The sequence below is a fragment of the Sulfitobacter sp. M22 genome (assembly GCF_021736025.1).
In the GTDB taxonomy this organism is placed as follows: Bacteria; Pseudomonadota; Alphaproteobacteria; order Rhodobacterales; family Rhodobacteraceae; genus Sulfitobacter; species Sulfitobacter litoralis.
Genome location: NZ_WMEC01000001.1, coordinates 3011127 through 3028976, shown reverse-complemented (window position 1 = coordinate 3028976; position 17850 = coordinate 3011127). Strand labels below are relative to the sequence as shown.

Sequence of the window (17850 nt, the reverse complement as noted above, 5' to 3'; positions counted from 1 at the left end):
CTCCCTTACTTCTTCTTACCAGCAATGGCCTTTGCAGGGCCTTTGCGCGTACGAGCGTTGGTGTGAGTACGCTGACCACGAACCGGCAGGTTGCGACGGTGGCGCAAACCACGGTAGCAGCCAAGGTCCATCAGACGCTTGATGTTCATCTGCGTATCACGACGCAGGTCACCTTCAACGGTGTAGTTCTCGTCGATGAATTCGCGGATCTTCAGGATTTCAGCGTCCGAAAGTTCGTTGATACGACGGGTGGAATCGATGCCAACAGCTTCGCAAATAGCAGCTGCGGAGGAGTTACCGATACCGGTGATATATGTGAGGGCGATTGGAACCCGCTTTGCAGTCGGGATGTTTACGCCGGCAATACGTGCCACGTGGGTGCTTCCTTTTCGTTGCGGGTCCGTCATACCAGACCCTTTTTTCACAACGTGAAGCCCGAGGCGTTTGTGCCGTCGGGCTCCAGCTGATCAGGTGTTCATGCGCAGGGTATGATCGGTGCCCGTTGCAATTCGATTCTCATACGAGATACGGCTGGTTATGAGGAATTGACCAGCGCGTCAACCCATAGCGATGACAGAGCGCAGGGATCAATACTGTTATCGAGTGCCCGCCTGCCCTGCCCCATCAAACGGCAAAGCGGCGCGTCGAAAAACGCGCCGCTATCTATCATCGATCGATGGTTGAATTATGCGTCCAGAACCTTAGCAATGCTGTCTTGAACCTCTTTGATATCGGCCAGCCCATCTACGCGCGTCAGCATATTATGCGCGTAATAGTACCCCAACAGCGGAGAGGTTTTCTTGTAGTATTCCATCAAACGATTCCGGAGGCTTTCCTCGTTATCATCTGCACGGCGTTTGAAGTCGGATGCGCCGCATTTCTCGCATTTGCCGTCGGCTGGCTGTGGCTTGGTGACGTCGTGATAGACTTCACCACAGTTGCCACAGGTAGAGCGCCCGGAGATCCGTGCGACCAGCGCTTCGTCGTCGACGCCCAGCTGGATCACGTGGTCCAATGGCTTGCCTGTCGCTTCCAGCAGCTCACCAAGCGCTGTGGCCTGCGCCAATGTGCGCGGGAACCCGTCAAAGATGAAACCACCGTGGTCGGTCGTGTCTTCGAGCTTTTCGCGGATGAGGCCGATCACTATCTCGTCGGTGACCAAATCGCCGCGGGCCATGACATCGGCAACCATATTGCCCATCTCGGTCCCGCTGTCTTTGGCTTCGCGCAGCATGTCGCCGGTAGAGAGCTGAACCATGTTACGTGTCTCTACCAAGTGACGCGCTTGTGTACCTTTACCCGCTCCGGGTGGTCCTAAGAGAATAATGTTCATCGACGTAACGGGCTCCGTTTTTTCCGTGGTTTGCCAGACTTACCACGCAGTTGGGAACGTTCAAGCAGACCTTCATACTGATGTGCCAGCAAATGGCTTTGTACTTGTTGGATGGTATCCATGGTGACCGACACAACGATCAGCACCGATGTACCGCCGAAATAGAATGGGATTGCGAACTGACCCCGCAGAATTTCGGGCAGCAGCATCACCGCAACCAGATATGCAGACCCAAGTACCAAGACGCGGTTAACCACATATTCAAGATATTCGGCTGTTTTCTTGCCGGGGCGGATACCGGGAACGAAGCCGTTCTGGTTTTTCAGGTTATCCGCGACATCATCAGGTTTAAAGCTGACGTTGAAGGTATAAAAATAAGCAAAAAAGACAATCATCAAGACGAAGAATAACAGGTATAGGGGTTGCCCTGGTCCGAAATTTGCCAAGAGGACCGACATTACCGGGCCGGTGGAATTCCCAGAGAACGTGCTGATCGTGATCGGAAGCAACAGAAGCGAGCTTGCGAAAATCGCCGGGATAACGCCCGCCGGGTTCACCTTGACCGGAAGATGCGATGACCCTCCGTCGTACATCTTCTGGCCGACCTGACGGCGCGGATATTGGATGTGGATTTTGCGCAAGGCGCGCTCCATGAAGACGACGAACATGATCGTCACGATCACCATGACAAGAACACCGACGATCACCGCCGGGCTGATCGCACCGGACCGGCCAGACGAAAAGAACTGAGCGATTGCGGCTGGCACCTCGGCAATGATGCCGACGAAGATAATCAATGAGATACCGTTGCCGATGCCGCGTGCTGTGATCTGCTCGCCCAGCCACATCAGGAACATGGTCCCGCCGACCAGCGTAATCATGCACGCAATGCGGAAATACATGCCCGGATCGGCGGCGATATCACCAGCTTCTAGCGATACCGCAAGGCCATAGGCCTGCAGTGTCGCCAGTGCGACGGTGCCGAAGCGTGTGTATTGGTTGATCTTTTTACGCCCCTGCTCGCCCTCTTTCTTAAGCTGCTCAAGCGCGGGGACCATCGAAGTCATCAACTGAACGATGATCGATGCGGAGATATAGGGCATGATACCCAAAGCGAAGATACCCATCCGGCCAAGAGCGCCGCCGGTGAACATGGATACCATGCCGCCGATCCCTTGACCCGCGCTTTCCATAAATTGGCGCAGGGCGGTGCCGTCGATCCCGGGAACCGGAATGAACGTGCCAAGGCGATAAACGATCAACAACCCCAGAGTGAATAGAATCCGGTTGCGCAGGTCTGTTGCCTTGCCCAACGCGGACCAACTGGTGTTGGCGGCCATGCTTTCGACGGCTGATACCATGATATAGGGCTCTTTCTTTGCAAAAACGCCGCCCAGGCCGTTTTCCGGCGGGCGGCATTTGGGAAAACTCGATTGACTATGTAAGCGGGACGCGTCCCGCTCACAAGGCAAAAGGTCGGGTTACGCGTCTGCGTTTGCCGCGGAAGGTGCTGTAACGGTCAGTTTGCCGCCCGCTTTTTCGACCGCTTCGACCGCGGATTTGGACGCGCCGGAGACCTGAAGATCGACCTTGGCGTTGAAGTCGCCTTTGGCCAGAACACGGATGCCGTCCAGTTTGCGACGTACCAGACCCGAAGAGATCAGTGCATCTTCGGTGATCGCAGCAGAAGCGTCGATCTTTTTCGCGTCGATGAATTTCTGGATCAGGCCCAGGTTCACAACCGCATAGGACTTCCGGTTCGGCTTAGTGAAGCCACGCTTAGGAAGACGTTGGTACAAAGGCATTTGGCCGCCTTCGAAACCTTTGATCGCCACACCCGAACGGGATTTTTGACCTTTGATACCACGGCCACCCATTTTACCGGTGCCGGAACCAGGACCACGGCCTACGCGTTTGCGTTTCTTGGTGGCGCCTTCGTTATCAGACAGTTCATGAAGTTTCATGTCGCTTCTCCTTTTGCCGGATGTGACCCCCAGCGACGGGAGCGGTCAAACGCGGCGTTTCATATGATTCTTGTGGCGGATTGTTGGCCACTGGGCGGCGTATAGACGGGAGAGACAGCGGTTTCAAGCCCCCTACCCTAACCGGCACAACCGAGCCCAACGAAAAACGCCCCGCAGTGTTCTGCGAGGCGTTATAGATTGGCAAAAGGGCGTCATCGGAACCCTTCACTTTCAGGCGAAAGCGTTCAGCCTTTTTCTTCGATGATCTCTACCATGTGAGAGATCTTGCGGATCATGCCGCGAACGGAAGGTGTGTCTTCCAGTTCACGTACACGGTGCATTTTGTTAAGGCCCAAACCGATCAACGTAGCGCGCTGGTCGGCGGGGCGGCGGATTGGCGAACCAACCTGCTTGATTACGATTGTCTTAGCCATGCTTATGCCTCCTCAGCCACTTGTGCGGACGATTCAACATTGTCCTCACGCTTGGGCAGAATGTCTGCAACTTTCTTGCCGCGACGCTGAGCAACAGCACGTGGCGAGGATTCTTTTTTCAGACCGTCCATGGTGGCACGGATCATGTTGTAAGGGTTCTGCGTCCCGATGGACTTGGACACAACGTCCTTGATGCCCAACATTTCGAATACGGCACGCATCGGACCACCGGCGATGATCCCGGTACCTTCTGGTGCTGTCCGCATTACAACGCGACCGGCGCCGTGACGGCCTTCCATGTCGTGGTGCAATGTACGGCCTTCGCGCAGTTGAACGCGAATCATTTGGCGCTTGGCTTGCTCGGTGGCCTTGCGAATGGCTTCTGGAACCTCTTTCGCTTTGCCTTTGCCGAAGCCTACACGGCCCTTTTGGTCGCCAACAACGACAAGTGCAGCGAAGCCAAAGCGCTTACCACCCTTAACGGTCTTGGAAACGCGGTTGATCGCCACTAGGCGGTCGGCGAATTCGGGTGTCTCGTCGCGTTGGTTGCGGCGGTTACCACCCCGGTTGTCATCTCTTGCCATGCGGCATCATCCTTTTGGTGCTGCGCTTGCGCGCGTCATAATGTCAATCCAAGTGGGCCAAGCCCCCGGATCATCGAGGCGGCACGTGACCCGTGCCGCCTACGTTGGCTTAGATTTTCAGACCGCCTTCGCGGGCTGCATCGGCCAAAGCTTTGATTTTGCCGTGGAACAGGAAACCACCACGGTCAAAATATGCTTCTTTCACACCGGCCTTTTGAGCACGTTCGGCGATTGCCGAGCCAACCTTGGTCGCTGCGTCGATGTTGTTTTTGCCAACAACACCCAGGTCTTTTTCCATCGAAGACGCGGAGGCCAGTGTGACCCCGTTTACGTCGTCGATCAGCTGGGCGCTGATGTTTTTGTTCGAGCGATGCACGGAGAGACGAAGACGCCCCGCGTTGACCCGGCGAAGTTTGTTCCGAACGCGCAGGCGGCGTTTCAGAAACAGTTGTCTTTTGCTGTTTGCCATCTGAGCTATCCTTACTTCTTCTTGCCTTCTTTGCGGAAGACGAACTCACCCTTATAGCGGATGCCTTTGCCCTTGTAGGGCTCGGGCTTGCGCCAAGCGCGAATGTTCGCAGCGACTTGACCAACAAGCTGTTCGTCAATGCCTTCTACCACAATCTCGGTCTGTTTCGGGGCTGTGACTGTCACACCTTCAGGTGCGACATAGTCAACATCATGCGACAGGCCCAGGTTCAAGCGCAGCGTGTTGCCGTTCATGGCAGCACGATAACCAACACCCTGGATCTCAAGCTCTTTCTTGAAGCCGGCGGTAACACCGGTCACAAGGTTTTCGACCATCGTGCGGCTCATGCCCCACTGCTGGCGCGCGCGCTTGGATTTGCCGCGTGGTGTGATGGTGACCACGTTGTCTTCGACAGTCAATGTAACGTCGTCAGTCGCCTTGAAGGAACGGGTTCCCTTTGGGCCTTTGACTTCGATGGTCTGCCCGCTCACGGATGCTGAAACACCGCTTGGCAGGTCGACCGGTTTTTTACCAATACGAGACATTTTGTTCTCCTTAGAATACGGTGCAGAGCACTTCGCCGCCAACATTGTGGCTGCGTGCATTCTGATCCGACATCACACCCTTGGGGGTGGAGACAATCGACACACCGAGGCCCTGACGGACAACGGGGATGTCATTGACGCCCATGTAGACGCGACGACCGGGCTTGGAGACCCGCTTCAGTTCGCGAATAACAGGTTCGCCCTCGTAATACTTGAGGCTGATTTCGATGGCGGGATGGCCATCAACACCAGTTTTTGCTTCGTAGCCACGGATGTAGCCTTCGTCCGCAAGCACGTCCAGAACCCATGCACGCAGCTTGGAAGCAGGTGTCATGACGGTGGATTTGCCGCGCATCGAAGAGTTACGGATGCGTGTCAGCATATCTGCGATAGGATCGTTCATCTGATGCGCTCCTTACCAGCTCGACTTGACCATGCCGGGGATTTGGCCGCTCGAGCCAAGATCCCGCAGCGCGATCCGCGAAATTTTCAGTTTACGGTAATAAGCGTGTGGACGGCCTGTCAGCTGGCAGCGGTTGTGCAGACGCACAGCGCTGGAGTTGCGAGGCAGTTTCGCCAGCTTCAGGGAAGCGCGGAACCGCTCTTCCATGGGCTTGGATTCGTCGCTTACGATCTCTTTCAAGGCAGCGCGCTTTTCAGCGTACTTCTTGACCAGTGCTTCGCGCTTCTTTTCGCGCTCGATCATGGATTTCTTAGCCATATCTAAATCCTCCCCGCGCTTACGATGTGAAGGGCATGTTGAATGCTTTCAACAGTGCCTTCGCTTCAGCGTCGGTTTTCGCCGTGGTGGCGATCACGATGTCCATTCCCCAAGTCTCGTCAACTTTATCAAAGTCGATTTCGGGGAACACGATGTGCTCTTTCAAGCCCATGGCGTAGTTGCCACGGCCGTCAAAGCTTTTGCCGTTGATGCCGCGGAAGTCGCGGATACGAGGCATTGCGATCGTGATCAGACGATCCAGGAATTCGTACATACGTTCGCCACGCAGGGTAACTTTCGCACCCAATGGCATGTCTTCACGTACGCGGAAACCAGCGATGGATTTCTTGGCAACTGTTGTCAGCGCTTTTTGGCCGGCAATCGTTGTCAGATCTTCCTGTGCGGATTTTGCTTTCTTGCTGTCACGAACAGCTTCAGCACCACAGCCGATGTTCAGGACGATTTTATCCAGACGCGGGATCTGCATTTCGTTCTTATAACCGAACTCTTCCTTCAGCGTCGCACGGATCTTGTCCTTGTACTCGACCTTCAGGCGGGGTGTGTATGTTGCGTTATCAAGCATCGATCACGTCCCCCGTGGTTTTTGCAAAGCGCACTTTCTTGTCGCCTTCGATTTTGAACCCAACGCGCGTGGCCTTGCCGTTGGCATCAACCAACGACAGGTTGCTCAGGTCGATTGGCATCGCTTTGGGAATACGGCCGCCTTGCGACGTCTGGGACTGACGCGTGGCGCGGATTGCCATGTTGATACCATCTACGATTGCTTTGTTGGCCTTCGGGTCAACAGACGAGATGGAACCCGTCTTGCCCTTGTCCTTGCCAGCAAGCACGATGACTTTGTCACCTTTGCGAAGTTTAGCAGCCATTACAGCACCTCCGGCGCAAGCGAGATAATCTTCATGAAGTTTTTGGCGCGCAGTTCGCGAACAACTGGGCCGAAGATACGTGTACCTACGGGCTCATTCGAGTTGTTCAGAATGACGGCGGCGTTACGATCGAAACGGATGGCTGTGCCATCGTCACGACGAACTTCTTTGGCTGTGCGAACGACGACGGCTTTACGCACGTCACCTTTTTTCACACGACCGCGAGGGATGGCTTCCTTGACCGACACGACAATGATGTCGCCGACGGATGCGTATTTACGCTTGGAACCACCCAATACCTTGATGCACTGAACACGGCGAGCGCCGCTGTTGTCAGCAACATCCAGGTTGGTCTGCATCTGGATCATTTGGTTTCTCCCGACCTTCTGGGGGGCGATGCGTGCCCTATCCCCAGGGTTTCGATTAAGTTGGTCCGCCCGAAATGGGCATCTCGCTCGTGCCTTTGCGCCTTGCTGCCCTCAGAGTCAAGGGAACAAGACGTTCAGGCCCGAGCGAGCAGCGCCTTAAGCCTCAGCGGCTTGCAGCACTTCCCAACGTTTGGTTTTCGACTTTGGTGCACATTCGATGATGCGAACGCTGTCGCCCACTTTGAATGTGTTGTTCTCATCGTGAGCCCGGTACTTTTTGGACTTACGGATGGTTTTCTTCAGAACCGGGTGTGTAAAGCGACGCTCTACGGATACGGTGACTGTCTGTTCGTTGGCATCGCTTGTCACGGTGCCTGTCAGGATACGTTTGGGCATACTCTCAGGCTCCTATTATTCTGCAGATGCCGCGGCAGCGGCTTTCTGGTTAAGAACGGTTTTGACACGTGCGACGTCACGCTTAACGGTCTTCAAACGTGCGGCATTTTCCAGCTGGCCAGTGGCTTGCTGAAAACGCAGGTTGAAGGACTCTTTCTTGAGGTTAACAAGCTCATCCCGGAGCTGGTCCGGCGTCTTGTCGTGTAGTTCTTTGGCGTTCATCGCCTCATCCTTTCGACATCACCAGTAGGCCCCTTATGGGTGACCATGATTCTGGTGGAGTTCATGTGAAAGGTTCCTCTACATGCCCTACCCCACTTTGGCAAGCGAGGTTTCTACGAAACCGTATCGCCACGCTGCGCAGGCTGATGTAGAACGGCCCTATGTCACAGATAGAATCCCTTTTCGTCACCCGTCTTTACCGCGCCGCTTTGTCAGAGCACGGTCAACCCGTCGACCCGTCCGAGCTTGAGGCCGCGTGCCTGTCCATTGCCGAGGATGACGAGGCCGGCCAGGAGTGGTGCGAGGAACACGATTTCCCCGGCTACACCAGCTATGCGTCCTTGACGGATCTGCCATGGCGGTTCCCGATCTTTAAGACGGTCAAAAAAGCGCTGGATAAGCACGTCAAGGCCTTTGCCAAGGATCTGGCGTTTGATCTGGACGGGCGCAAGCTCAAGCTTGAAGACATCTGGATCAATATCCTGCCCGAGGGCGGAATCCATACGGCGCATATACACCCGCATTCGGTCATCTCTGGCACAACCTATGTGGCGATGCCCGAAGGGACCAGTGCGCTCAAGCTCGAGGATCCGCGTCTGCCAATGATGATGGCGGCCCCCGGTCGCCAAAAAGACGCACCCCAAGAGCTGCGCCAGTTCGTTTATGCGAAGCCCGTCGTCGGTGACGTGCTGCTCTGGGAAAGCTGGCTGCGCCACGAGGTGCCGATGAACATGTCTGAAGAAGACCGTATTTCGGTCTCGTTCAACTACGCTTGGGGTTAACCACGCTTGGGCGGCGTTGCCTTGCGCGCCGCCTCTTGCTCCTTCACGGCAGCCTTTTCCTCTTTGGTCAGCTTATTGCCCCACTGATTGTTGCTAAGCCCCAGATCATCCGGCATCGGCTTTGTCTTACCCTTCTTGATCGTACCACCTTTATTCAAAAACTCTTTGATGAGGTCTGCGTCGGTGGTGGGCTTGGGCACGTGTTTCATGATCAGTTCCTTTAGGCAGGTTATGCCAAGCCTATGCGCCACATGCGGCGCTGACTAGGCCCTGCAACCGCTTATTCACGAGACATCAATGTTTCAGAAACAATGCCGCGGATCACGTCACCGCGCGGTTGCCCTAATGTGACTGGGAATAGCTGTGCCGTGGTGCCATCTCGGGCCCGATAACGCCGCAGATGCGCACATAAGGAAGCCCCACGTGAATACTACGAACCCAAGCCCCCTGCCCGCTCTTGCCCTTGCCGGGCTGATTGGTGAACTCACCTTCGAAGCCTATGCATGGCTCGCGTCCCCGATCCTGTTCGGCGTCAAGCTAGAGCCGGCCAATCTTGTCATTGGTCTCGGCAAAAAACTTTTGAGCCTCGACCTGCCCTATGCCGCCGCCTTTGCCATCCACTTTCTGATCGGGGCATTGGGATTTGCAGCGGTAGTCTATCTGACCAAGCGGATTACACAGCTCGGCTATTTCGGCGCGGGTGCCTTGGCCGGAGTCATCTTATGGTTTGTGGCCCAAGGTATTTTGGCGCCACTGATGGGGCGTAGCTTTATGATGGGTTTTGGCACCTACACGCAGTCATCCTTTGTGGGCCACGTCGGCATGACGATTGTCATTGCGATGGTCTGGCAGAAACTGGCGCGCCGCCCCGCCAAGCTGTTTAGCTAACCCTGCACCGACCGACAAAAGAAAAAGCCCCCGCTGATGGATCAGCGGGGGCTTTTCTATTCATTCCTCCGACATGTGTCGAAGCGAAGGTCTTACCAATCTTCGCGTACAACGACGCGCGTTTTGATTGGCAGCTTCATCGCAGCAAGACGCAGAGCTTCTTGTGCAACGTCCTCGGCGACACCGTCGATTTCGAACATTACACGGCCTGGCTTGACCTTGCAGACCCAACGATCCACGGAACCTTTACCTTTACCCATACGAACTTCGATGGGCTTCGCGGTGACAGGTACATCCGGGAAAATGCGGATCCAGACACGGCCTTGACGTTTCATGTGACGCGTCATGGCACGACGAGCAGCTTCGATCTGGCGTGCGGTGACCCGCTCGGGCTCGAGAGCCTTCAGACCGTAGGTGCCAAAGTTCAGGTCAGACCCGCCCTTTGCCAGACCTTTGATCCGACCTTTGTGCTGCTTGCGGAATTTAGTACGCTTTGGTTGTAGCATCTCTCATTCCCCCTTAGCGACGACCGCCGGCACCGCGAGGTGCTGGGCCGTCTTGCATTTCTTGTGCCTTACGGTCACGCGCTGCCGGGTCATGTTCCATGATCTCGCCTTTGAAGATCCAGGTCTTGATCCCGATGATGCCGTAGGCAGTCATCGCTTCGACATGTGCGTAATCGATGTCTGCACGCAGAGTGTGGAGCGGCACGCGGCCTTCACGGTACCATTCGGTACGCGCGATTTCTGCACCACCCAGACGACCGGCAACGTTTACGCGGATACCCAGGGCACCCATACGCATGGCGTTCTGTACCGCACGCTTCATGGCACGACGGAAAGAAACCCGGCGTTCCAGCTGTTGTGCGATGGATTCACCAACAAGGGCTGCGTCCAGCTCTGGCTTGCGCACTTCAACGATGTTGAGGTGCAGGTCAGATTTGGTGATCTTGGCGATTTTCTGGCGCAGACCTTCGATGTCTGCACCCTTCTTGCCGATGATCACACCGGGGCGCGCTGTGTGGATCGTAACGCGGCACTTCTTGTGTGGGCGTTCGATGATCACACGGGCGATACCAGCCTGTGCACATTCTTTCTTGATGAAGTCACGGATGGCAAGGTCTTCGAGCAGAAGATCACCATAGTCCTTCGTATCGGCGTACCAGCGGCTGTCCCAGGTGCGGTTGACCTGAAGACGCATACCGATCGGATTTACTTTGTTACCCATCAGGCTTGCTCCTCAACTTGACGCACGACGATCGTGATTTCCGAAAACGGCTTGATAATCTTGCCGAAACGGCCACGCGCACGTGGACGACCACGCTTCATGATCAGGTTTTTGCCGACATATGCTTCGGCAACGACCAGTTCATCCACGTCAAGGTTGTGGTTGTTTTCGCCGTTCGCGATGGCGGACTGAAGGCATTTCTTCACGTCCAGTGCGATCCGTTTTTTGGAGAAGGTCAGGTCCGTCAGAGCCTTGTCTACCTTCTTGCCACGGATCATCGCGGCGACGAGGTTCAGTTTCTGCGGGCTTGTGCGAAGCATGCGCAGTTTTGCGCGGGCTTCGTTATCGGCCACGCGGCGGGGATTCTTATCCTTGCTCATGGCTTATTTCCGCTTCGCTTTTTTGTCGGCTGCGTGACCATAATAGGTGCGAGTTGGCGAATACTCACCAAACTTCTGACCAATCATCTCTTCGCTGACGTTTACAGGGATGTGCTTATGACCGTTGTACACACCGAACGTCAGGCCAACAAACTGTGGCAAGATCGTGGAACGGCGCGACCAAATTTTGATCACTTCGCTGCGACCGCTTTCGCGGGAGGCTTCGGCCTTTTTGAGGACATAAGAGTCAACAAAAGGACCTTTCCATACTGAACGAGACATCTATTAACGCCCCTTCTTCTTGGCGTGGCGCGAGCGTAGGATAAGCTTGCTGGACGCTTTGTTCTTGTTGCGGGTTTTTGCACCCTTTGTGGGCTTGCCCCAAGGCGTAACAGGGTGACGACCACCCGATGTACGGCCTTCACCACCACCGTGAGGGTGGTCGATCGGGTTCATAACAACACCACGTACCGAAGGGCGGATGCCCTTGTGACGCATGCGGCCCGCTTTACCGTAGTTCTGGTTGGAGTTGTCAGGGTTGGACACGGCACCAACGGTGGCCATGCATTCCTGACGCACCAGACGCAGTTCGCCCGAGGACAAACGGATCTGAGCGTATCCACCATCACGGCCTACGAACTGTGCGTAGGTACCGGCGGCGCGTGCAATCTGGCCGCCTTTGCCTGGCTTCATTTCGATGTTGTGAACGATTGTACCAATAGGCATGCCCGAAAATGGCATAGCGTTACCAGGCTTGATGTCGGCCTTGGCCGAGGAAATCACCTTGTCGCCGACAGCGATACGCTGTGGTGCCAGGATGTAAGCCTGTTCGCCGTCTTCGTACTGGATCAGTGCGATGAATGCGGTCCGGTTAGGGTCATATTCGATCCGTGCGACAACAGCGGACATGTCCAGCTTGTTGCGCTTGAAATCGACGATACGGTAAAGGCGCTTTGCCCCACCGCCTGTGCGACGCATTGTGATCCGTCCGGTGTTGTTCCGACCGCCTGATTTGGTCAAACCCTGTGTAAGGGATTTGACCGGGCGGCCTTTCCAAAGCTCCGAACGGTCGATCAGTACCAGCCCACGCTGGCCTGGCGTCGTCGGTTTGTACGACTTGAGTGCCATGTTCTCTGTCTTCCGTTTTGCTTGTCCCCGGCCCCGTCGTGATGGTGCCGAGATGGTTGTAGGGCCCCGAAGGTCCCCAATTTGAAATGCCAGACAAAGAACCCCTTTGCCGGACGTTGCGTGCGGCTAGAACCTACCAACGCGCAAAACGACACAGCCCCGGACGAATCCGGGGCACTGCCGATGGGGTCGTTTAGGGTAGGATCACCCGAGGGTCAAGGGAGCGTCGGGGAATAGTCGGCAAAAGCCGACCGACCTGACCCTGATGCGTCTTACTGTGCCATCGACTTGATCTTGCGCGCCACGCTTTGCACGGACGGATCAGCTGCCTTCGGGACAATCCGGCACACTGCGTTCACAAAGCAAAACAACGAGAACATCAGTAGCCCTGCACAGAGAAGCCCCACCAGAATGCGCCCATAGGCCTGCTGGTGCAACCATTCAAAAGCCGCATCAATGCCACCGGTATCCGATGCATTCGCGCTCGTCGCGGCGTAAACGATCAGACCGCCGATGATCAGCACAACAACCCCCTGCGCGGCGACACCGATACGCAAAGCCGGGTTCCAGTGCATGGTAAAATGGTTGGCTTCCAGATGTTCACGGTATGACTGCGTCGCAGCTTTGTAGAAATAGTAGAATCCGGTGCCCATTGTGACCAACCCTATCCCGCCGACAACCCAGACGCCTGCCGGCGTTTGAAGGAACTGGTTCAAGAGCTCTTTGCTGCTCGACCCCGAAGACGAAACCCCCAGCACAGTGACGGCCAAGGCACCGATTGCGCCGTGGATAATACCGGTGACCAGCATCCCAATGCGCGCGACAATACCTTTCGCGCCGGACCCGTAAGCCTCAAGATCCCAAAAGCTATCGACAGCGCGCCAGATCGCATAGGCAAACATGCCCGTAGCAATGGCAAAGATCACGGCAAAGCCGGTCGCCCCATCCAACGACTGCAGCGTTGATTTCGTGCCCTCGGCCTGCCCGCCCGACAAGACGGACCACAAGGACAATCCAGCAACCACCAGATAAACCAACCCGCGTCCGGCATAGCCAGTGCGCATAATCGGCACGGCCCAGGAGAAGTCATCTGGGTCGATGTGTGATAGAATTTCCGATCGGGTGGATTGATGGCTATTGGCTGACATTGTGACGATACCCCTTCGCGCAAAGCCGGCACCGGAAAGCGGGGCCCTTACTTTGATGACATGTGGGACAACAACGCACCGCTGGTCGGCAAGTTCCCGCGAATGAGCCCAAATAGGCATCGTCACTCCAAACGCAATCGCCAAATAGGAAAAGGCCCCCCACCTTGCGGTGAGGGGCCTTTCATTTTTCGCGTCCAGTCTGACTTACAGACCGGTGGATACGTCGATGGTGTTACCCTCTTCGAGCATAACGTAAGCCTTCTTAACGTCCTTCCGGCGACCCATCTGGCCGCGGAAACGCTTTGCCTTGCCTTTGGTGATGGACGTGTTCACGGCCTTCACCTTGACACCAAAGAGAGCTTCAACAGCTTCTTTGATCATTGGCTTGTTGCTGTCGATCGCGACTTCGAAAACGACGGCGTTGTGCTCGGAAGCCATTGTTGCTTTTTCAGTGATGATCGGCTTGCGGATCACATCGTAATGTTCGTGCTTGGCGCTCATTTCAAACGGGCCTCCAGTGCTTCGATCCCTGCTTTGGTGATCACGAGTGTATCACGCTTGAGGATGTCATAGACGTTTGCACCCATCGTTGGCAGGATATCCAGACCTTCGATGTTGCGCGCGGCTTGCAAGAAGTTCTCATTTACCGAGGCACCGTCGATGATCAACGCGCGTTTCCAGCCCAGGTTCTTAACCTGTTTGGCCAAAGCTGCGGTTTTCCCATCCGAGTTTACATCGTCGATGATAACCAGGCTGCCTGTTTTTGCCTTGGCAGACAAAGCGTGGCGCAGACCCAGTTTGCGGAACTTCTTGGTCAGTTCGTGGCCGTGGCTACGCGGGGTCGGACCCTTGTAGATACCACCCTTACGGAAGATCGGTGCAGAACGTGCGCCGTGGCGTGCGCCGCCGGTGCCTTTCTGACGATAGATCTTCTTGGTCGAATAGCTGACCTCGGACCGTGTCTTGACCTTGTGCGTACCCTGCTGCGCGTTGTTACGCTGCCAGCGGACAACACGGTGCAGAATGTCGGCGCGTGGCTCAAGACCGAACAGGGCCTCGTCCAGGTCTACCGAACCGGCTGCGCCGCCGTCGAGTTTGATGACATCAAGTTTCATTCGTCACCTTCCTTCTTGTCCGACTCAATGGATGCTTCGGCTTCTGCAAGGGCGGCAGCTTCGGTTGCTGCTTGCTCTTCAGCCAAGCGTGCTGCTTCGGCTTCGGCTTCTGCGGCTGCTGCTGCGGCGGCTTCTTCAGCTGCTTTAGCGGCTTCGTCTGCAGCAGATTTCAAAGCGGCGGGCAGGATTGCGTCTTCGGGGAACGGCTTTTTCACCGCATCCTTAACAGTCACCCAACCACCTTTGGAGCCTGGAACGGCACCTTTGACCATGATCAGACCACGTACGCTGTCCGTTTTGACAACCTCGAGGTTCTGAGTTGTTACACGAGCGGAACCCATGTGACCGGCCATTTTTTTGCCTTTGAAAACCTTGCCCGGATCCTGACACTGACCGGTGGAACCGTGCGAACGGTGAGATACAGAAACACCGTGTGTCGCACGCAAACCGCCAAAGTTGTGGCGCTTCATCGCACCGGCAAAACCTTTACCGATAGATGTGCCTGCAACGTCAACATACTGACCAGCAAAGTAATGATCGGCGATGATTTCTTCGCCGACGTTCAACATGGCTTCTGGGTCGATGCGGAATTCCGCGACCTTACGCTTTGGTTCAACCTTTGCTGCTGCAAAGTGACCGCGCATGGCTTGCGACGTCCGTTTAACCTTGGCTGTACCTGCGCCGAGCTGAACAGCTGTGTAGCCGTCCCGTTCGATGGTACGCTGAGCAACAACCTGAAGTTTGTCGAGCTGAAGAACGGTCACAGGGATCTGCTTGCCGTCTTCCATGAACAAACGGGTCATGCCCATTTTTTTTGCAATAACGCCTGAGCGCAACATAATATTACCCTCCTACGCTTATGACTGCAGCTTGATCTCGACGTCCACACCAGCGGCCAGGTCGAGCTTCATCAGCGCGTCCACGGTCTGGGGGGTCGGATCAACGATATCCAGCAGACGCTTGTGCGTGCGGATTTCGAACTGGTCACGGGATTTCTTGTCAACGTGTGGGCCACGCAGAACAGTGAATTTCTCGATCTTGTTCGGCAGCGGAATTGGGCCGCGAACAGATGCACCGGTACGCTTGGCGGTGTTGACGATTTCTTGTGTGGACGCATCCAGCACACGGTAATCGAACGCCTTCAAACGGATGCGGATGTTTTGGCTTTGTGCCATATGTCATCATCCCTCATTGGGAGTAGAAACGAAGAGGAAGAGACGCCTCATCACGGCCCTTCATTGCGTTTTGTCGTAAATCAAACGGGGCGCGTAAAAACGCACCCCGCTGAGACTTGCGCTCTATAGGTCAGGTCACGCCATGTGGCAAGGGGTGAATCAGACGTTTCGCGCAAATCCGCCCTGTTCGCCTGGCCTAGGGTGATCGTCAAAGTAGGAAAAAAGGCCAAATATGGCGCAGCGCAAGCACGATAAACGACAGGACTGTCGCAACGAGCGCAACAATAAAGCGCGCGCGTTTTTGCTCGCGTAGTTTGGACACCATCAACAGCTCATAAGCGAGCTCGTCTTCCCAATCCACCTCGGCCACGGCGGACCTAAGCGATTCGACCGTGGGATAACGCGAGGTCTGGACATAAAGCGCGCGACACACGCCTGCAGCTCCGCCGTCCGGCACCTTCGAAACAGATCGCCGCGATGGGTAAAGCACATAGCCAAATAGAAACAGCGGGGCCATGACCACGGACCAGAAGACCAGTACGTACATGATCCCGGACTGGTCAGCGCCGGGCAAGCCACCCACAACCGCCGCAACGATGTTCAGAGTAAATGTATATCCGATACCGACAATTTGAGCTTTTGTATCATAACCCCGCACCGTGGCCTGCGCCTCTTCCAGTGCGATCTGAAAATACTGCCGGCGGTGCGCAGCGCTGCTGGCATCAGAGTTGGGAAACATCATGGCTGCCTCTTCCTAGGGTAAAGATCTCTATGCGACACAATACAGCTTGGCCGCATGTCGCCCGCAAAAAAGGCCGCCCCCTTGCAGGAGCGGCCTTCGTTTTGTCAGCTGTCAGCGGGGTAACCCGCTGATTGGCTTATTCGTTGATCTTGGAAACAACGCCCGCGCCAACGGTGCGGCCGCCTTCGCGGATCGCGAAACGCAGACCGTCTTCCATCGCGATGGGGGCGATCAGCTCAACGTCGAACTGCAGGTTGTCGCCGGGCATAACCATTTCAGTGCCTTCTGGCAGCTGAACGGTACCGGTGACGTCTGTTGTCCGGAAGTAGAACTGTGGACGGTAGTTCGCGAAGAACGGCGTGTGACGGCCACCCTCTTCCTTGGTGAGGATATAGGCTTCGGCTGTGAACTTGGTGTGCGGCTTAACCGAACCTGGCTTACACAGAACCTGACCACGCTCAACGCCTTCACGGTCAACGCCGCGCAGCAGGGCACCGATGTTGTCGCCAGCTTCACCGCGGTCCAGCAGTTTGCGGAACATTTCAACGCCGGTACAGGTGGTTTTCTTGGTGTCGCGGATGCCAACGATTTCGATTTCGTCGCCAACGTTGATCACGCCACGCTCAACACGGCCCGTCACAACTGTACCACGACCGGAGATCGAGAACACGTCTTCCACTGGCATCAGGAACGGCTGGTCAACAGCGCGTGCTGGTGTCGGGATGTATTCGTCAACAGCGGCCATCAGCGCGCGGATGGATTTCTCGCCGATTTCCTCATCGCGACCTTCCATAGCTGCCAGAGCGGAGCCAGGGATCACAGGCATGTCGTCGCCTGGGTAGTCGTAGGAAGACAGCAATTCGCGGATTTCCATTTCCACCAATTCCAGCAGCTCTTCGTCGTCAACCTGGTCAACTTTGTTCATGTAGACAACCATGGTTGGAATACCAACCTGGCGGCCCAGCAAGATGTGCTCGCGGGTTTGTGGCATGGGGCCATCAGCCGCGTTCACAACCAAGATCGCGCCGTCCATCTGAGCCGCACCGGTGATCATGTTTTTCACATAGTCAGCGTGGCCGGGGCAGTCGACGTGTGCGTAGTGACGTGCTTCGGTTTCATATTCAACGTGAGCGGTCGAAATGGTGATACCGCGTGCTTTTTCTTCGGGCGCGCCATCAATTTGGTCATAGGCGCGGAAGTCGCCGAAGTATTTCGTGATCGCAGCGGTCAACGTCGTTTTACCGTGGTCAACGTGACCAATGGTACCGATGTTAACGTGTGGTTTATTACGTTCAAACTTTGCCTTAGCCATGGTGGCCTCCTTGGTTTTCAAATTGGGCGG

30 protein-coding genes are annotated in these 17850 nt (G+C 55.7%); 2 read left to right on the top strand and 28 right to left on the bottom strand.

Going from position 1 to position 17850, the window contains the following annotated elements; genetic code table 11:
* Window positions 1-5: 5 nt before the first annotated feature.
* The 15 genes from rpsM to rpmC all read right to left on the bottom strand — a co-directional run bounded on the left by rpsM (window position 6) and on the right by rpmC (window position 7923).
* Window positions 6-374, bottom strand: coding sequence for a 30S ribosomal protein S13 (gene rpsM / locus GLP52_RS14920; protein ID WP_093731943.1), 369 nt, complete (start codon window positions 372-374; stop codon window positions 6-8).
* A gap of 311 nt (window positions 375-685) precedes the next feature.
* Window positions 686-1333 carry an adenylate kinase gene (locus tag GLP52_RS14915; protein WP_037965940.1) on the bottom strand — a complete coding sequence of 216 codons (648 nt, stop codon included), beginning with the start codon at window positions 1331-1333 and terminating at the stop codon, window positions 686-688.
* The gene (gene secY, locus GLP52_RS14910) at window positions 1330-2694 is read right to left on the bottom strand and encodes a preprotein translocase subunit SecY (protein WP_138922618.1); all 1365 of its coding nucleotides are present in this window, start codon (window positions 2692-2694) and stop codon (window positions 1330-1332) included. The genes GLP52_RS14915 and secY overlap by 4 nt, the downstream gene beginning before the upstream one ends.
* A gap of 120 nt (window positions 2695-2814) precedes the next feature.
* Window positions 2815-3297, bottom strand: a complete 483-nt coding sequence (rplO, locus tag GLP52_RS14905) for a 50S ribosomal protein L15 (protein WP_237271228.1) — start codon at window positions 3295-3297, stop codon at window positions 2815-2817.
* A gap of 245 nt (window positions 3298-3542) precedes the next feature.
* Entirely contained in the window at window positions 3543-3731 is a 189-nt protein-coding gene (rpmD, locus tag GLP52_RS14900; RefSeq protein WP_005849797.1) for a 50S ribosomal protein L30, read from the bottom strand.
* Window positions 3732-3733: 2 nt separating this feature from the next.
* Entirely contained in the window at window positions 3734-4315 is a 582-nt protein-coding gene (gene rpsE, locus GLP52_RS14895; protein WP_093731783.1) for a 30S ribosomal protein S5, read from the bottom strand.
* A gap of 109 nt (window positions 4316-4424) precedes the next feature.
* A complete protein-coding gene (gene rplR, locus GLP52_RS14890; protein WP_093731782.1) occupies window positions 4425-4784 on the bottom strand; it encodes a 50S ribosomal protein L18 in 360 nt (119 codons plus the stop codon).
* An 11-nt stretch (window positions 4785-4795) separates the two neighbouring features.
* Window positions 4796-5329, bottom strand: coding sequence for a 50S ribosomal protein L6 (gene rplF, locus GLP52_RS14885; RefSeq protein ID WP_093731781.1), 534 nt, complete (start codon window positions 5327-5329; stop codon window positions 4796-4798).
* A gap of 10 nt (window positions 5330-5339) precedes the next feature.
* Entirely contained in the window at window positions 5340-5732 is a 393-nt protein-coding gene (gene rpsH, locus GLP52_RS14880; RefSeq protein WP_093731780.1) for a 30S ribosomal protein S8, read from the bottom strand.
* 12 nt (window positions 5733-5744) lie between these two features.
* Entirely contained in the window at window positions 5745-6050 is a 306-nt protein-coding gene (gene rpsN / locus GLP52_RS14875; protein WP_007118851.1) for a 30S ribosomal protein S14, read from the bottom strand.
* Between the two features lie 19 nt (window positions 6051-6069).
* A complete protein-coding gene (gene rplE, locus GLP52_RS14870) occupies window positions 6070-6633 on the bottom strand; it encodes a 50S ribosomal protein L5 (protein ID WP_093731779.1) in 564 nt (187 codons plus the stop codon).
* Window positions 6626-6937: a 50S ribosomal protein L24 gene (rplX, locus tag GLP52_RS14865; protein WP_093731778.1), complete on the bottom strand. Its 312-nt coding sequence runs from the start codon at window positions 6935-6937 to the stop codon at window positions 6626-6628. The genes rplE and rplX overlap by 8 nt, the downstream gene beginning before the upstream one ends.
* The gene (rplN, locus tag GLP52_RS14860; protein ID WP_093731777.1) at window positions 6937-7305 is read right to left on the bottom strand and encodes a 50S ribosomal protein L14; all 369 of its coding nucleotides are present in this window, start codon (window positions 7303-7305) and stop codon (window positions 6937-6939) included. Before rplN ends, rplX begins: the two co-directional genes overlap by 1 nt.
* A gap of 156 nt (window positions 7306-7461) precedes the next feature.
* Window positions 7462-7701, bottom strand: a complete 240-nt coding sequence (gene rpsQ, locus GLP52_RS14855) for a 30S ribosomal protein S17 (RefSeq protein WP_008224956.1) — start codon at window positions 7699-7701, stop codon at window positions 7462-7464.
* Between the two features lie 15 nt (window positions 7702-7716).
* Window positions 7717-7923, bottom strand: a complete 207-nt coding sequence (rpmC, locus tag GLP52_RS14850; RefSeq protein WP_093731776.1) for a 50S ribosomal protein L29 — start codon at window positions 7921-7923, stop codon at window positions 7717-7719.
* A 161-nt stretch (window positions 7924-8084) separates the two neighbouring features.
* Here rpmC and GLP52_RS14845 point away from each other — a divergent pair, with 161 nt between their 5' ends.
* Window positions 8085-8705, top strand: a complete 621-nt coding sequence (locus tag GLP52_RS14845; RefSeq protein ID WP_093731775.1) for a TIGR02466 family protein — start codon at window positions 8085-8087, stop codon at window positions 8703-8705.
* Here GLP52_RS14845 and GLP52_RS14840 read toward each other — a convergent pair.
* Window positions 8702-8914: a hypothetical protein gene (locus GLP52_RS14840; protein WP_237271227.1), complete on the bottom strand. Its 213-nt coding sequence runs from the start codon at window positions 8912-8914 to the stop codon at window positions 8702-8704. The genes GLP52_RS14845 and GLP52_RS14840 overlap by 4 nt on opposite strands.
* A gap of 214 nt (window positions 8915-9128) precedes the next feature.
* On the opposite strand from GLP52_RS14840, the gene GLP52_RS14835 reads away from it, so the two are divergent.
* The gene (locus GLP52_RS14835) at window positions 9129-9593 is read left to right on the top strand and encodes a hypothetical protein (protein WP_237271226.1); all 465 of its coding nucleotides are present in this window, start codon (window positions 9129-9131) and stop codon (window positions 9591-9593) included.
* A 92-nt stretch (window positions 9594-9685) separates the two neighbouring features.
* Here the strand turns inward: GLP52_RS14835 and rplP are convergent, their stop codons facing one another.
* From rplP to tuf, 12 genes are all read right to left on the bottom strand, one after another.
* Window positions 9686-10099, bottom strand: coding sequence for a 50S ribosomal protein L16 (gene rplP / locus GLP52_RS14830; RefSeq protein WP_093731772.1), 414 nt, complete (start codon window positions 10097-10099; stop codon window positions 9686-9688).
* A gap of 13 nt (window positions 10100-10112) precedes the next feature.
* Window positions 10113-10820, bottom strand: a complete 708-nt coding sequence (gene rpsC / locus GLP52_RS14825) for a 30S ribosomal protein S3 (RefSeq protein WP_093731771.1) — start codon at window positions 10818-10820, stop codon at window positions 10113-10115.
* The gene (gene rplV, locus GLP52_RS14820; protein ID WP_093731770.1) at window positions 10820-11200 is read right to left on the bottom strand and encodes a 50S ribosomal protein L22; all 381 of its coding nucleotides are present in this window, start codon (window positions 11198-11200) and stop codon (window positions 10820-10822) included. The genes rpsC and rplV overlap by 1 nt, the downstream gene beginning before the upstream one ends.
* A 3-nt stretch (window positions 11201-11203) precedes the next feature.
* Window positions 11204-11482 carry a 30S ribosomal protein S19 gene (gene rpsS / locus GLP52_RS14815; RefSeq protein WP_005849833.1) on the bottom strand — a complete coding sequence of 93 codons (279 nt, stop codon included), beginning with the start codon at window positions 11480-11482 and terminating at the stop codon, window positions 11204-11206.
* A gap of 3 nt (window positions 11483-11485) precedes the next feature.
* Window positions 11486-12328 (bottom strand): 50S ribosomal protein L2, encoded by an 843-nt coding sequence (gene rplB / locus GLP52_RS14810; protein WP_005849835.1) that lies wholly within the window; start codon window positions 12326-12328, stop codon window positions 11486-11488.
* A gap of 272 nt (window positions 12329-12600) precedes the next feature.
* On the bottom strand, window positions 12601-13476 hold the full coding sequence (locus GLP52_RS14805) for a DUF1206 domain-containing protein (protein WP_237271224.1): 876 nt from the start codon (window positions 13474-13476) through the stop codon (window positions 12601-12603).
* A gap of 204 nt (window positions 13477-13680) precedes the next feature.
* Window positions 13681-13977, bottom strand: coding sequence for a 50S ribosomal protein L23 (locus GLP52_RS14800; protein WP_093731768.1), 297 nt, complete (start codon window positions 13975-13977; stop codon window positions 13681-13683).
* Window positions 13974-14591, bottom strand: coding sequence for a 50S ribosomal protein L4 (gene rplD, locus GLP52_RS14795; protein ID WP_093731767.1), 618 nt, complete (start codon window positions 14589-14591; stop codon window positions 13974-13976). Before rplD ends, GLP52_RS14800 begins: the two co-directional genes overlap by 4 nt.
* Window positions 14588-15430 (bottom strand): 50S ribosomal protein L3, encoded by an 843-nt coding sequence (gene rplC, locus GLP52_RS14790; RefSeq protein WP_093731766.1) that lies wholly within the window; start codon window positions 15428-15430, stop codon window positions 14588-14590. The genes rplD and rplC overlap by 4 nt, the downstream gene beginning before the upstream one ends.
* An 18-nt stretch (window positions 15431-15448) precedes the next feature.
* Window positions 15449-15766: a 30S ribosomal protein S10 gene (gene rpsJ / locus GLP52_RS14785; RefSeq protein ID WP_005849850.1), complete on the bottom strand. Its 318-nt coding sequence runs from the start codon at window positions 15764-15766 to the stop codon at window positions 15449-15451.
* Between the two features lie 208 nt (window positions 15767-15974).
* Window positions 15975-16508, bottom strand: coding sequence for a hypothetical protein (locus tag GLP52_RS14780; RefSeq protein WP_237271223.1), 534 nt, complete (start codon window positions 16506-16508; stop codon window positions 15975-15977).
* Window positions 16509-16644: 136 nt separating this feature from the next.
* Entirely contained in the window at window positions 16645-17820 is a 1176-nt protein-coding gene (tuf, locus tag GLP52_RS14775; RefSeq protein WP_093731764.1) for an elongation factor Tu, read from the bottom strand.
* Between the last annotated feature and the right edge of the window lie 30 nt (window positions 17821-17850).